The sequence below is a fragment of the Jejuia sp. G7-7 genome, assembly GCF_055808955.1.
Genome location: NZ_JBVVSZ010000002.1, coordinates 1879075 through 1894137 on the forward strand (window position 1 = coordinate 1879075; position 15063 = coordinate 1894137).

14 protein-coding genes and 1 pseudogene are annotated in these 15063 nt (G+C 33.3%); 5 read left to right on the forward strand and 10 right to left on the reverse strand.

What is annotated here, in order from left to right:
* Positions 1-109 precede the first annotated feature (109 nt).
* The 3 genes from AC0L5U_RS18895 to AC0L5U_RS18905 all read left to right on the forward strand — a co-directional run bounded on the left by AC0L5U_RS18895 (position 110) and on the right by AC0L5U_RS18905 (position 2724).
* Entirely contained in the window at positions 110-760 is a 651-nt protein-coding gene (locus AC0L5U_RS18895) for a DUF4331 family protein (protein ID WP_473417982.1), read from the forward strand.
* A gap of 29 nt (positions 761-789) precedes the next feature.
* Positions 790-1344: a DUF4331 family protein gene (locus AC0L5U_RS18900; protein ID WP_473417983.1), complete on the forward strand. Its 555-nt coding sequence runs from the start codon at positions 790-792 to the stop codon at positions 1342-1344.
* Between the two features lie 78 nt (positions 1345-1422).
* Positions 1423-2724 carry a tetratricopeptide repeat protein gene (locus tag AC0L5U_RS18905; protein ID WP_473417985.1) on the forward strand — a complete coding sequence of 434 codons (1302 nt, stop codon included), beginning with the start codon at positions 1423-1425 and terminating at the stop codon, positions 2722-2724.
* A gap of 437 nt (positions 2725-3161) precedes the next feature.
* Here the strand turns inward: AC0L5U_RS18905 and AC0L5U_RS18910 are convergent, their stop codons facing one another.
* The 4 genes from AC0L5U_RS18910 to AC0L5U_RS18925 all read right to left on the reverse strand — a co-directional run bounded on the left by AC0L5U_RS18910 (position 3162) and on the right by AC0L5U_RS18925 (position 5714).
* On the reverse strand, positions 3162-3623 hold the full coding sequence (locus AC0L5U_RS18910) for a DUF6985 domain-containing protein (RefSeq protein WP_473417986.1): 462 nt from the start codon (positions 3621-3623) through the stop codon (positions 3162-3164).
* Positions 3624-3738: 115 nt separating this feature from the next.
* Entirely contained in the window at positions 3739-4536 is a 798-nt protein-coding gene (locus AC0L5U_RS18915; RefSeq protein WP_473417987.1) for an anti-sigma factor, read from the reverse strand.
* A gap of 3 nt (positions 4537-4539) precedes the next feature.
* Entirely contained in the window at positions 4540-5070 is a 531-nt protein-coding gene (locus AC0L5U_RS18920) for an RNA polymerase sigma factor (protein WP_473417988.1), read from the reverse strand.
* A gap of 92 nt (positions 5071-5162) precedes the next feature.
* The gene (locus tag AC0L5U_RS18925; RefSeq protein ID WP_473417989.1) at positions 5163-5714 is read right to left on the reverse strand and encodes a superoxide dismutase family protein; all 552 of its coding nucleotides are present in this window, start codon (positions 5712-5714) and stop codon (positions 5163-5165) included.
* 124 nt (positions 5715-5838) lie between these two features.
* Here AC0L5U_RS18925 and hemN point away from each other — a divergent pair, with 124 nt between their 5' ends.
* Both hemN and AC0L5U_RS18935 read left to right on the forward strand, forming a co-directional pair.
* Positions 5839-7203: an oxygen-independent coproporphyrinogen III oxidase gene (gene hemN / locus AC0L5U_RS18930; RefSeq protein WP_473417990.1), complete on the forward strand. Its 1365-nt coding sequence runs from the start codon at positions 5839-5841 to the stop codon at positions 7201-7203.
* An 82-nt stretch (positions 7204-7285) separates the two neighbouring features.
* Positions 7286-8119 carry a universal stress protein gene (locus AC0L5U_RS18935; RefSeq protein ID WP_473418335.1) on the forward strand — a complete coding sequence of 278 codons (834 nt, stop codon included), beginning with the start codon at positions 7286-7288 and terminating at the stop codon, positions 8117-8119.
* Between the two features lie 221 nt (positions 8120-8340).
* Here AC0L5U_RS18935 and AC0L5U_RS18940 read toward each other — a convergent pair whose 3' ends face one another.
* The 6 genes and pseudogenes from AC0L5U_RS18940 to AC0L5U_RS18965 form a co-directional block, all read right to left on the reverse strand.
* Positions 8341-8700 (reverse strand): hypothetical protein, encoded by a 360-nt coding sequence (locus AC0L5U_RS18940; protein ID WP_473417991.1) that lies wholly within the window; start codon positions 8698-8700, stop codon positions 8341-8343.
* Between the two features lie 273 nt (positions 8701-8973).
* Positions 8974-10377, reverse strand: a complete 1404-nt coding sequence (locus AC0L5U_RS18945) for a TolC family protein (protein WP_473417992.1) — start codon at positions 10375-10377, stop codon at positions 8974-8976.
* Entirely contained in the window at positions 10374-11732 is a 1359-nt protein-coding gene (locus AC0L5U_RS18950; RefSeq protein ID WP_473417993.1) for an HlyD family secretion protein, read from the reverse strand. The genes AC0L5U_RS18945 and AC0L5U_RS18950 overlap by 4 nt, the downstream gene beginning before the upstream one ends.
* A gap of 3 nt (positions 11733-11735) precedes the next feature.
* On the reverse strand, positions 11736-13403 hold the full coding sequence (locus AC0L5U_RS18955; RefSeq protein ID WP_473417994.1) for a peptidase domain-containing ABC transporter: 1668 nt from the start codon (positions 13401-13403) through the stop codon (positions 11736-11738).
* A 2-nt stretch (positions 13404-13405) separates the two neighbouring features.
* Complete coding sequence (locus AC0L5U_RS18960; protein ID WP_473417995.1) at positions 13406-14077, reverse strand: TetR/AcrR family transcriptional regulator; 672 nt, start codon at positions 14075-14077, stop codon at positions 13406-13408.
* A gap of 286 nt (positions 14078-14363) precedes the next feature.
* Positions 14364-15063, reverse strand: a pseudogene (locus tag AC0L5U_RS18965) (sulfite exporter TauE/SafE family protein).

The following is a 15063-nucleotide window of genomic DNA, read 5'->3' on the forward strand; positions in this document are numbered from 1 at the left end:
AGAAATTGACGTAGTTTTTTCTTTAACAAAATTTTAACAAAACCACTCTTTTCTTTTTTTCGTAGGTATGGCTGAGAGTGAAAATTAATAATAACAAAACCTCAAAATTATGAAAAATTTAAAAACAGTTTTAGGAGTTGGAGTATTAGCAGTAGCTAGTTTCTTCGCAATTGCAGCAGACCATATAGATGCGCCTGCAGTAAAAGGTGGTACAAGTGATATCACCGATTTTTATGCCTTTCAAGGTGAAGACACAAATAATTTAGTGTTTGTGGCAAATGTTCAAGGATTAATAAGTCCAGCTAATACAGGAAACGCAATTTTTGATGAAGGCGTTCTTGTAGAAATTAATATTGATAATACAGGGGATAACGTAGAGGATTTAGTAATCCAGGCTATACCAAGAGATGGTAAAATGTACTTTTTTGGTCCTATTGCACCTTCGCAAACAGGATTAAATAGTGTAATACAGACTAACTCTACAGTTGGTGGTTTTGTTGATATTACTGAATATGGTTCTAGTGCTAACATAGCAACTAATGGAGGAATGAGTTTTTTCGCTGGACCAAGAGACGATCCGTTCTTTATGGATTTTGCGCAATATTCTGCAATAATTGGAGGAACAGCATCAGGATTTAATGATCCTGGGTCTGATACATTCGCAGGTTCCAACGTAATGTCTATTGTTGTTGAAGTGCCTAAAGCTATGATTGGTGGTTCGGGAACTATAAATACTTGGGTGGAAACCAAAACAAAATAATAACAATTAACCTTTTTAAAATATAGATTATGAAAACTTTAAAAATATTTACCCTAGCCTTATCACTTTCATTTTTGGCATTTAATTGCTCGAATAATGATGACGATATAACGATACTTCCAGGACCTGATTTTTCAGGAACCTATGTACAAGCAGACCAAATGGGAAGACCGGCAGTTAATACTGTTTTTGTGTCTCCAGCAAATAAGGATATGTTTAACGTAACTATTCCTTCTGAACAAAACGCAGCATTTCAAAGTATGTTTGAAACGAACTTAACTGGATTGAGTCCTGCATTTGCAAACTCAGGTGATAAAAATGCATTAATGCAGGATGCTACAGCTTTTACAGGACTTTTAGCGACTGATGTTTTAAATGTTTCTCTTGATGGAAAAACAACTTTTTATGACGGTACAAATGTATTAACAGGTCGTGCTTTAGCTGATGATGTAATTACTGTAGAGTTATTATTGATTTTTGGTGGAGAAGATTTTTCTGAGAACCCAACTCTATCTAATGACAATGTTGATGCAAACGATAAAGCCTTTTTAACATCGTTCCCATACTTAGCCTCTCCATGGTAATGGCTATCTCTCCCGAGTATGTTTTAGGATAAAACATACTCGGTTATTTAAAAGAATCACTAACAAAAACAAAAGACAATGAAACCTTTAAACCTCTTAATGTATTTAAGCATCTTTTTAATAATAGTAGGATGTGAAATCAATAAAACTACACCAGCTTTAGTAACAAATTCAGAAGATTATAACCGCTATTTGAAAGTAGAAAAAGATGAGATATTAGATGCTGCACAACAAGATTATAAATTTTGGGAAAAGAAGCTAGAAAAAGAGCCAAATCAGTTTCCATATTTGGTAAAGGCTGCAGCATCTCAATCTCTATTATTTAATAAAACAGGAGAGATAAACCATTTGATACAAGCTGAAAAGAGTCTGTTAGCTGCAAATGAAGCTACTTCCTATAAAAACTCTGGTTACTTAAGAGCTTTGTCAAGAAATTATATTTCGCAACACAAATTTAAATCCGCTTTAGAATTACTAAAAAAAGCAGAATTAAATGGCGATAAACTAAAGTCCACCCAAAAAATGCTCTTCGATGTGCATTTAGAGTTGGGCAATACAATAGCAGCAAAACAATATTTAACTAAAATTGAAAATTATAAAGATTTCGATTTTCTAATTAGATTATCAAAATGGAGCGATCATCAAGGTAATTTAAATAATGCTATTCTTTACTTAAAGAAAGCAACTGAAATAGCTGAAGCAAATATGAGTAAACATTTAATGCAATGGTCTTACACTAATTTGGCAGATTATTATGGACATGCAGGAAAAATAGAAGCAGCTTATAATCATTACTTAAAAGCTTTAGAAATTGATAAAAACGACGCTTATGCTAAAAAAGGGATAGCATGGATTGTGTATTCACATGAGAAAAATCCAGACGAAGCTTTACGCATTTTAGAAGCCGTTACTGAGAATTATAACGCACCAGATTATTATCTGTTGAAAGCAGAAATCGCCGAATTTAAAGGCGATGTAAAGCAAAAAGAAACACAATTAGAATTATACAAAAATGCTGTAGCAAATAGTTTATATGGTGATATGTATAATAAATATAATGTGTTGTTATTTGCTGAAGATTCTAAAAAAACAGCAGAAGCTTTGAGAATAGCTAATGAAGAGATTAGTAACAGACCAACAGCACAGTCTTACGATCTGTTAGCATGGACATATTACAACCATGGAGATGTAAAAGAAGCTTTAGAAGTTGTGGAAAACTACGTAGTTGGAAAAACATTCGAGCCTGAAGCTATGTACCATTTAGCTGAAATTTATAAAGCAAACGGTAAGTTAGATAATGCAAAAATATTGAAAGAAGAATTGTTGGAAAGTACATTTGAATTAGGACCATTAATGGCTCAACATATTAATAATATTTAAATTTTTTAAGGTTAGTAGATTAATTTTTAGAGGGAATTAATTTGCTTTTCGAAACCTAAAGATGGTTTGGTTTTAGGTTTTTTGTTAGGATGAAAGTCGCCAAGTTGCAGAAATGTGATTGGAGGCTTTTTTTTTTTTTGAAATCCAATGAACAATTATGTGATAAGAAATTTATAATTTGGTTGACTAACTAATATTAGATTACTAGTTTTTTGATAGGAGCGGTTTTTAGTTTAGTGACTTCCAAAAAAATGAAGGTTATGTGTTTTTTTAACTCAGTTCTCTGATGGTAAAATTGCTTTATTTCCAGAATTTCCACCATTCCGATTTTGTTTTATTTTCGTTATCATTAAATTGACGTAACAATATATCTTCATTATCGGGTTTGTCATAAGCATCTGCATAAGTCAAATGTCCATCAATTGGACTTATTCTGGTTATTTTTTTCCTTGTCTGAATACAAATTGTAAACCATGTTCTTGTTCCCAATCACATTCACAATTTACATTTACATAGATATCTTTGTCCTTGTAAGGTCTTCTAGAAATGTATATTTCATTTGGCTCGACATAATTCCAAATGTCATTTTTGTTTTTTATATCCCAGAGTGGTTGGTCAACTTCATCAAATTCCACCAATTTTAGAAAATCCATGCAGTTCTTATAAACTAGATTTGATAGTTGTAATCTGTCAGATTTAGATTTTTCAAGAAATAATTCTAAAGCATTATCCCATTCTTCAATAAATTCCGAGTCATTTTCAGGGTTGAAATCCGTAAATATGATTTTCAATTTATCGTTATTAAAAAACGGAATCTCAATAAGTTCGCTTTCCCACCAATCGTTTAACTGGTCGTCCTGCTTTAATTCTCCAATTATTTCACTTTTTACTGTTTTCATATTTCAGCTTGTGGCCAATTCATTGAACAAGAATAAGTATAATATTTAATTTATCGCCTGTTTTACTAAGCCTAAAGAGAGAGAGGTTTTCGTTCCTTTTTTTAGTTAAAATATACTAACCAACCACACCTAAAGTATACAACTGTTCCATAGTAGGAGTAGCACTTCCGCCAGCAGGTTCTAAGGTAACGCCAAAAGCTTCACTTTCGTTTTGGTTTTCAATTTCGAAGATTTTGTTGGCATCGGTATTAAAATTGTCTATTGTACCTAAACTAGTAGGTGTAAGCGGACTCAATTTTAAAGACCATACTTGGTAAACCATGCCTTCAGGAGGTTTTGGCAAACCTTGTGCATCTAAAAAGATACGTTTTGAATTTTTATCCCAATATACTTTTGCATATGTGTTGGCAAAATTGCCTTGTCCAGCCAAGGGGATTCTGGAAATGTTATCGTCTCGTAAAACAGAAATAAGCGTATTGGCTTCATTAAGACTGTTTTTAGAGTTTTCTATTTGATGTTCCAGTAAGGACTGTTGCGTTTCTGCAACTTGAATATCAGATTGTAATTGTTTGTTTTGATTTACTGTCCACAATAAGCCAACGCCTAAAACTATTGATGCCGCCCAACCTGCATAGGTAATCCAATTGTATTTTGGTTTTGCTATAGAAATAACTTTGGTGTCATCGTTATTAAGTCCTAATGCTTTTTTAACATTTAGTAAAATATGGTCATTGTTACGTTGAGACGTAGTGGCGGTAAGTTTAATTATGGCAGCTTCAATTTCTAGAACTTCTTGAAGAATTTCTGGATGTTGTTGCATAAGTGCATAGATCTCTTCGTTTTCTTTTTCAGAAAGTGTACCAGCTACGTATAGCTCTAAGATTCCAGATTCTATGTATGCTTTAATATCCATAATTTAGTTCAAGACCATATTTCTAAGTTCTTGAATGCAATTTCTATTTCGTGTTTTAATGGTGCCAATTGGCATTTCAAGAGCTTCTGAGGCTTCACTTTGTGTATAACCTTTAAAATATAAAAGTTCAATAACTTTTTTACATTTTTCAGCAAGTTTGCCAACAAACTTTTTTATTCCAATGGCATCCGTTTTATCATCTAAACTTTCATTGCCTTCAATTATATCTACGAAAAAATCAGAGTTGAGGTTTTGTTTTGAGTTTTTAAAGGCCTTAGAGCGTATTTTATCAATGGCTGCATTTCTAGCAATATTCAAAATCCAAGTAAAAAAACGTCCTTTTTTAGCAGAATAGCTATCAGCTTTGTGCCATGCCTTAATAAAAACATCTTGCATAACCTCTTCGGCAATAGTATGATCTCTTACAATGTTATAGATAACACCATGCATGCTGTCACTATACATGCCGTATAGTTTTTCAAAAGCTTTTTCGTCCTTTTGTTGAAATTTAACGATCAGGTTATCCAAATCCATTCATAGCAGTTAAGTTCTCCGAAAATACTAAATATTCAATAAAAAAAGCTACCAAAGAATGATAGCTTTTCAAAATTATTTCTAATGTGGTATTATTCAATAATCCCAGCACAACTAACACGTGCACCAGCAGCACCCGAAGGTTGCGATGTAAAATCATCAGCGCCTGCATGAACTATTACACCTTTACCAACAATATCCTTTGTTGCGTCTCCACAACCTATGCACCATTGATCAGTAGTAAATGAAATAGTACCGTTACCATTTTCGTCGGCAGTAAAATTACCTATATCTCCTTTGTGATAGCCTTCAGCCGCACCCCACTTTCCATGTTGGGTGCTGGTAGGATTCCAATGCCCACCTGCAGATTTACCGTCAGGAGAAGAACAATCAGATTTAGCATGAATATGTATAGCGTGCTCGCCTGGTTCTAAACCACTTACAATGGCATTCATGGTTACACTACCTCCATCTTCTTTAAAAACTACATTTCCTGTAGCATTTGTGCCACTTTTAGAGTTAAGTGCTATCTTAATTTTTTTAGTTTTAGTAACTTCTTCTTCAATTTTTATCTCCTCTTTTTTCTTTTTACAAGCAGTTAAAGACACCGCTAATACAAGAAATAATAGACTTAATTTTTTCATGGTTTTGTATGTTTTTAGTTAAGCGAAAGTTACGCTATTAAACAAACAATTACAAATATGAACATGACTTATATCATATTTTCCATAACTCATATCCATTAATTTTGAATATCAAATATCAGGTATGTCAAATTCATTAGTAAATAAGTATAACATAGCAGGACCACGTTATACAAGTTATCCAACAGTTCCGTATTGGGACAAAAGCACATTTTCTTTAGAGAAATGGAAATCCTCTATTTTTAAATCATTTAAAGAGAGTAATTCAAAAGAAGGCCTTAGTTTATACATTCATTTACCATTTTGCGAAAGTTTATGCACGTTTTGCGGTTGCAATAAGCGCATTACCAAACAGCATAGTGTAGAGTCACCCTATATAGAAGCAGTATTAAAAGAATGGCGATTGTATTTGGAGTTATTCGATGAAAAGCCAATCATTAAGGAATTGCATTTGGGAGGAGGTACACCAACTTTTTTTAGTCCAGAAAATTTAAAACATCTTATTCTTGAAATTTTAAGAACTTCAGAATTGGCTGTCAGCCACGAGTTTAGTTTTGAAGGCCATCCAAATAACACCACAAAAGAACATTTACAAGCACTTTATGATGTCGGGTTCAGACGTGTAAGCTATGGCGTGCAAGATTATAATGAAACAGTACAAAAAGCAATTCATAGAATTCAACCTTTTGAAAACGTAAAGAGAGCAACAGCATTAGCCAGAGAAATAGGGTATACTTCGGTAGGCCACGATATTATTTTTGGGTTACCATTTCAAACCATAGAGCACGTAAAAGAAACTATTTTAAAAACAAAGGAATTATTACCAGACAGATTAGCTTTTTACAGTTACGCACACGTGCCTTGGATTAAAGGTAATGGACAACGCGGATTTAATGATTCTGATTTACCAACTGCAGATTTAAAACGAGCACAATACGAATTAGGTAAACAGCTACTTGCTAAAGTTGGTTACGAAGAAATTGGTATGGATCATTTTGCGTTAAAAACTGATGGATTATATCAATCTCTAGAAAACGGTAAGCTACACAGAAACTTTATGGGCTATACAGCTTCTAAAACTCAAGCAATGATTGGCTTAGGAGTATCCTCAATTAGCGACAGTTGGTATGGGTTTTCTCAAAATGTTAAAACTATAGAATCTTATTACAGTTCTTTAGAAGATAATACTATTCCTGTCTATAGAGGGCATATTTTAAACGATGAAGATTTAGTAATTCGTCAGCACATTCTCAATTTAATGTGCCGTTTTAAAACATCTTGGACTAAAGATTCTACTTATTTTAATGAATTACCAGATGCTCTAATTCGTTTAAAAGAAATGGAGACAGATGGCTTAATAACTATTGATGCAAACAGTCTTGAAGTTACCGAAAAAGGGCAACCATTTGTTCGTAATGTTTGTATGGCTTTTGATGTGTTATTACAACGAAAACAGCCAGACACACAGTTGTTTTCAATGACAGTTTAAAACAAACTACCCAAATTTACTTTTTAATAAAACCCTATTTTAGTTAGGTTTCACGGATTAATTAACCTTAAAAATTGATATGATGAAAAAAATTATTGTACCCATAGATTTTTCAGAACACTCTGAATACGCACTAAAAACTGCAGCCAAATTAGCAAAAAAGCATAATGCTGAACTATTAGTGTTACACATGCTAGAAATGTCAGATATTATGTTGTCTGCTTCAGATGGCTTACAAAACCAAAAAGCTGTTTATTTCTTTAAACTAGCAGAACAAAAGTTCGAAAAATTTTTAAAGAAAGATTTTCTAGAAGGCATAAAATTAACCCCAATTGTAAAGCACTTTAAAGTGTTTAGTGAAGTAAATGAGGTTGCTATAGAAAATGAAGCCGATTTAATTGTAATGGGCTCTCATGGTGCAAGTGGCTTTAAAGAATATTTGGTAGGTTCAAATACAGAACGTGTGGTAAGGAATGCAGATATACCAGTATTAGTCGTTAAAAAAGAATTACCAAATATTCATTTTGATGTGGTTGCCTTTTCCTGTGATTTTTCAGAAGAGGGCATAAAAGCCTATTTAAATGCAAGCAGTTTATGTCATGAAATTGGAGCAAAAATGTATCTCGTACACGTTAATTTACCAAACGATCGTTTTAAAAGCTCTCAAGAAATAGAAAAAAGGGTGGTTAATTTTTTAACAAAAGCCGATAGAAATTTAAATAAAATGGATGATGTCTGTTATGTTGCCGATTACTCCGTAGAAGAAGGTCTTTTAAACTGCGCCAATAAAATAGGAGCAGACCTCATTGCTATTCCAACCCACGGCAGAAAAGGCTTGGCGCATTTCTTCGAGGGCAGCATAGGCGAAGATGTGGCAAATCACTCCACACTTCCCGTCATGACGTTTAAAATTTAGTTTGTCATTCCTGCGCATGCAGGAATCCACTCGAACAACTAATAAGAGTTTTAAAATAATTTGGGCGTTACCCACAAGGGGTCGGGCTATCCGTTACAAGTCCTCGCTTCTGCGCTAAGGCGCAAAAGCTGTGGGCTTTCCACTACTATCCCTAACGCGGGCACATTTGCTAAGTTCTGTTATCGCAGAAATTTATTTTCTATTTGTTAAGGTTTGTCTATTTAGAGTTTCACACCTTGTATCAAAATAGAAGATTTAATAGATTGCTCTTTTAAATGCAAGAATTTTTTTCGTTCCTCATCTTTTTTGAAGTTATCAAAATCTTGTTGCGAATCAAACTCTACCAAATGAATTTCATAAGGTGTTTCAATATTTTTTTCAATAATAGAACTTGCATCTGGTCGAATTCTTAAAGTTAGTCTTCCGTTATACTTTAATATCGTTGGAATTGCGACAGCTTCAAATTGGTCAAAAATAGCTTCTTGCCCATCTATTATGTATATTAACTGTGTGATGTAAATCATAATTTTAGTTGCTAATTTTTTGTCTATAGTATAAATACTGTAGCTAGGTACTAGCACAGTTACGAGTTTTATAATGCTGGTGCTCGTTTGTAGCGAGTACCTAAAGGTTATATTTAATTTAATTGTTTCTGAATATAGAAATATTGTAAGTTTAATTCAAATAGAATCTTATCTAAACATACTCAATACGGTACTCGTTACAAACGAGCACTAGCAGGGGGTTCTTTTTTGTGGAAGTTCGTTTAATGCTCTGATAAAAAATCGTTTTAATGTTTTTTATCATTCGTTAAACGAAGGTAACAGAAAATTTTTACAAAGTCAAGTGATATCCTAATTCATCTGCACTTCAGAAAGCGCCAAAACATTAAATAAATTCGCTTTAGTTTTAAAGAAACTATTTTCAATATCAATAGCTTTCAACTTCGCATCTATCAATTTAGATTCTCGAGAGTTTACTAAAAACAAAGAGCTTTCTCCTAAAAAGAATTTACGTTCTTCAGCAGTTAACATTCTAGTATAATCACTCACAATAGTTTCAGTTAAGCTGTTTTGTAACACATAAGAATCTAACTCTTGGTTAATACCATCAATTTTGTTCTTAAGACTCACTCTTGTATTTTGAATATCGAACTCAGTATCTTGTAACTTAATTTTAGCCAATTTTAAATCGCCACGTTCCTTTCTTAAAAATAATGGGAAACTCACATTTACACCACTTTTATAAGCTGAGGTACTGAATGAGCGCGCAACCTCAGGGGTTTGCGATAAAAAGTTGTATTGCAAATCTATTTGAGGTAATAAGTTATTCAACTTTAAGCGTTTTTCAATGGCTAAACTTTGTTGTTTAAAATCCAAAGATTGCATTTTTGGATGGCTATCAATATCAAAACTTTCAATATCCAATCCAGAGGTGTTTAAAATGGTATCAATAGTTTCAAACGTATTGATGTCAGGAATAATCCCATCTTTAACTTCAATAGGCGTATTATCATTCAACCATAAAAAGTTTGATAACTCTAATGAAGATTTTACAAACTTAATTCTAGATTTTTCTAAATTAAGTTTTCTGTTATTTAAAGCTATTCTTGCTTCTAAAGTATCAATAGCAGGTTTGTCTCCAACTTCATAACTCTTTTTAATACCATTAAAACGCACTTCTACATTGGTTAAAAAATCTTCGTAAACACGTTTTTCATTATAACGTCTTAACCAATTAAAATAGGTAACCGTAGCTTCATAAAGAATGTTGTTTACTAACAATTGCCTGTCGGCTTGTGCTTGCTTTACGTACAGTCTAGATTGCCTTAGCATAGCCATACGTTTATTGGTTAATAAACCACGTGCCACAGGAACAGAAACACCTGCGCTATACAAACCATCTTCAGGAACAAAGGCTTGCGGATTTAAAAAATCGCCTGTGTTTTCTTCAAAGTTTCCTTTCAATTCCACCCCAAACCATGTTGGTATCTTAAAGGTAGCGTTTAGTCGGTCAAAATACTCCGTGTTTTTAAACTTCTTTCTATCGTAATCTACTTCCAATTTTGGATCAAAAGCACCACGCGCTTTCATCAATTTCGCTTCACTTTTATTAATAACCAAATTGGCTTGCTTCACAATAGGGTGGAATGATTTTACATACCCCAAATATTCAGAAAGTGAAATAACCGAAGTGGAATCTTGAGCAGCAACTAAACCACTAAAGAGTAATAATATGTTTAATAAGATGACTCTCATTTTTTATCTTTTTTTGAAGCCGATTTTCCACCTTCAGGTTGATAATAGTTAGGAGGGAAGCTGTTAATTTGTCGCCATAATTCAAACCAAATTGGGACATCTTCCAAGAGCGCAATAGTTTTTGCTCCAGAACCTGCTCGAATCGCTTCTGGCCATTCATGGTCAGTTTCATCAGGTGCTAATAATACACGGTACTTACCGTTATCACTTATAAAACGTTCAATCGCTACTACTTTAGCGCCATAAGTTCCGTATGATACATTGGGCCATCCGCTAAACACGATTGCTGGCCAACCATCAAACTGAACACGAACTTTTTCTCCTAAGTGAAGTAGCGGTAAATCAATTGGTCTTACAAAAGTTTCAACAGCTAGATCAATTTGTGCTGGCATAATACCAACCAATTCAGAGCCTTCCTTAAAGGTTACACCAATACCGCCTTTTAGAACTTTATTGATGTATCCATTTTGAGGGGCGGTTACATACAATAAATCACTACGACGTGTATAATTTGCAGATGCATTTTCAAGTTTTGAAACCTGAGCTTGCGTATCAAAACCGCTAGATTGTGCTGTAAACATATCACTTTGCGCTTTCGAGATTTTATCAGCAAAAGCTGCATTTGTTCTAGATAATTCTAACCGAGCATTTATCACTTCGTTTTGACTTGCTAAATATTTATTCTCTTGAGAAATAAACTTAGCCTGCGTTTCTTGAAGTTTCAAGCGTTTTTCTTCAACATCTTTTACCGCTTTTAAACCTTCTTCTTGTAAAGTTTGAATACGATTAAACTGCGTTTCGGCAATTTTTAAATTGGTTTTAGCAGCTTGTAAATCAATACTATCGCTTTTTACTTTTAATCGCGATTGCATTAACTTGTTTTTTGTTTGCTCCAACTTTAAATTTTGCTCGTTCTTCAATGCTGATATTTGTCTATTTAAAGCTTCTACTTTTGCAGCGTAGGCTGTTACTGATGATGCTTTTGCCTGAATTTGTTCATTAGTTCTTTCTACTAATTTATCATCAAAATAATCGCTTTTTACTTCCGAGATTCTTAAAATAGTATCGCCTGCTTCAACGTAATCGCCTTCTTGTACAAACCATTGTTCAATACGCCCTGGGATTTGTGATTGAATGTGCTGCGGACGTTGATTTGGTTTCAATGTAGTTACTATACCTTGCCCAGTTATATTCTGTGTCCATGGTAAAAACAATACAATAAATAGAATGATAGCGGCAGCCAGTAAAAACCTGTTGAAGTACTTGTAATACTTCACATTCATGATGTTTTTACCAGACTTAAATTTAGCTAAGTCTATTTTTTTATTCAATTGGTTATGAGATATATTGAGCATAACTTAGTTGTTTTTAGATTTGATTAAACCTTTTTCTAAAGTGATAATTTCACTACACTTATTAATCCATATATCACTACTACTTACTACAACTAGAGCCCACGGTCTGTCTTTGTGTGATAAATAATCTACAATATTGTTGGTTTCTGCTTCATTAAATCTATCTAAGGCGTCTTCAAGAATTAATACTCTTGGTGCTTTTAGTATGGCACGGGCAAGAACAATTTTTTTAGATAGGGTGTAAGACATTTGTTTGCCATCAGGATACAATACCGTGTTTAAGCCTTCAGGTTGTTCTTTTATAAAAGATTTAAGACCAACAATATCTAATACTTCATGAATTTTTTCATCTGATATATTAGAATTGCTAAACGTTAAATTTTCTCGAATAGAGCCTTCAAACGGGTTTTCATCAGATAAAGACAACCCTAATTGCGACCTGTAGAAATTTAAATGTAAACTATTTATAGACATATCGTTTACATAAACATGACCTGAGGTAGCTTGAATAACTCCAGAAATTAATCGTAATAATGTTGACTTACCAGAACCACTTTCTCCTTTAATTAGGATACGGCTTTTCGAATTTATTTTTAAAGAGATGTCTTTTAAAATATGTTTGTCTCTATTATCAACTTCATAACCCACACGTTCAAGTTCTATCTGAATGCCTTTGCTAAACTGTGGTGTTTCTCCAGTTTGACTTTCTAATTCTTTATCTACTATTTGACCTATTTTCTCTAAAGAAGTTAAAGTGTCGTAAAAAGATTCTAAACCTAGAATCAATTTTTCAACTGAAGCAATTACCAAAATGATGATAATTTCTGCTGCAACAAACTGCCCGATATTCATTTCTTGGTTCAATACTAAAGCTCCACCAATAAGTAATAAACTAGCAGTTACAATAACTTTAAAACTTATCATTTGAATAAACTGTAGCATCAAAACCTTAAAGTGACTTTCTCTGGCTTTTAAATAATCATGGACTAATTCGTCATTTTTATTAATCCCTAAACTTGTACTTCCAGATAGTTTAAAGCTAATTACAGAACGTGCAATTTCTTGAATCCAATGCGCCACTTTATACTTGTTTTTGGATTCTTTTAAACTGGTTTCAAGACCTTTAATTGCTGTGAATTTAAATACTACAAATACGAGTACTAAAAGCAGTAACCCAAAAATGATAAAGAATGGATGGTAAAATGATAACAGAATTAAGGCGAATAAAATTTGCAGTACTGCTGTTGGTACATCAATTAAAATTTTAGATAAACTCTTTTGAATGGTTAAGGTATCAAAAAAGCGATTTGCCAATTCTGGTGGATAATAATTACGTAATTCTGCCATTTTTATTTTTGGGAAGCGGTAGGCTAACTCAAAAGATGATCTTGTAAAAATACGTTGCTGAATGGTTTCAATAATTCTTAATTGCATCAGTTGTAATGCTCCAGAAAACGCTACACCTAAGGTTACAATTACAACCAGTACTATCCATGATGTAGATATCTGTGCACCTTGAATTAAATTGATGATAGCTTGAATACCAAGTGGTAATGATAGTGCTACAATACCAGCAAAAATTGCATAGTAAAATATTTGTAGGATGTCTCTTTTTTCCAGTTGAAGTAACCCAACAAGACGTTGCCAGGGTGTCATTTGTTTGTTTTCCATAGTTAGGATTTCAAAGTGTTAAGTACTAGGTTTTTCATAAAATCTGTTGGGGTAGTATCACTACCACAATCTGTAATGGATGTAAAATGAGCTTTTAAAAAGTGTTGGTGTAAACTACCTTCTATGATTGTGCTTGCTAAACTTGAGGGAAATTTATAATCTGGTTTAATAGCTTTTATCATATCTCGCAAACGGTGTACAATACGTTTGTAAATTACAAAGTAGCCTTCTTTGTTTTCTTGATCCACTTCTTTAGTTAAAAACGATTTTGAGTTTTCGTTTACCATAATTTTATTTAATACTACCTCGTTTATGTGCGAGAAATTAGAATCCTCTTTTATGGCTCTTGTAACAATTTCAATAGCTTTTTCAAGTTTATCGTTTGGATTTAAAGTATGGGTTTCAAATACCAATTGGTACTCTATCCAAGCCCAATACCATGATGATAAGTAAAGTAGGAGTTTGTGCTTGCTTTCAAAATAGCGGTATATAGAGCTCTCGTTAGAGCCTATAATATTTCCTAGTTTTTTAAATGTAAAACTATCGAAACCAATCTCATCAATGAGAAGGATACTGTTTTCCACAATACGCTTGCCTAAGGCAGAAGACTCTGGGTCTTTTACATAGATTTTCTCCGGGACAGCAATCTTTAAATTTGAAAGTAATGAATCCATAAATAATTAATTTGATTGCAAATATAATAGCAATACTATTACAATAGTGAATAAAACTATTGATTATACTAATAGATTTCATAAAGAATATTTATGTATATGTTAACTGGTTGAAAATGAGTGTGTTTTTAGTGGTTTTGCGCTTTTAGAAAGTTTGTTTTTTATCTAAAAGTATGGACTTTGGTGGATAAGTGGGTTAGGGATTGCAGCGGCATCCTTTTTTGAGGCACGAGAAAAAGATATAGCGGAAAGCCCGACCCCTTTTCGGGGTAAACCCCAAATTATTTTAATGACAATCTACACTATTGGAAACCAAATCGTAAACGGGAGCAGGCGAGATGTAAGGAATACCAAGCCCCAAACCACGAAGAATAAATAGAGTTCCAATAAGCACCACAAACACAGGAATTACCTTTTGAATGCGTTGTCTAGCGGTTCCTTTTAAAAAGTTACTGAGGTAAATTGCGGTAGTCATAAGCGGGATAGTACCGAGTCCAAAAACAGTCATGTATAAACTACCGTTAATTGCATTTCCACCAGCCATTGCTGCAAAAAGTGCCATATAAACCAAACCACAAGGGAGAAATCCGTTTAAAAAACCGATTGTTAAAAAGGTATCCATGGATTTTTTTGAGAGAAGCACCTAAAGCAGTTTTTACTTTAGAAATAACCTTGAAAATTGGTTTTGAAAAGTTGTATTTGTTGAATGTTTTTTGTGGAATAACAACTACCAAAATCATTAAAACGCCTATAATTATAGAGAGTTGTTGTTGGTAACCAAAAATGTAAAGACTCTTGCCGATGAGCCCAAAAACGAGCCCAATAATGCTGTAAGCCAGTAATCTGCCTAAATGATAAATGGCAATTTGGGATACTTTTTTAATGGAATTACTGCGGTCTACAGGTAACATAAAAGCAATGGGTCCGCACATGCCTACGCAATGAAAACTCCCCAATAGCCCTAATATGAAAGCCGATAATAACAT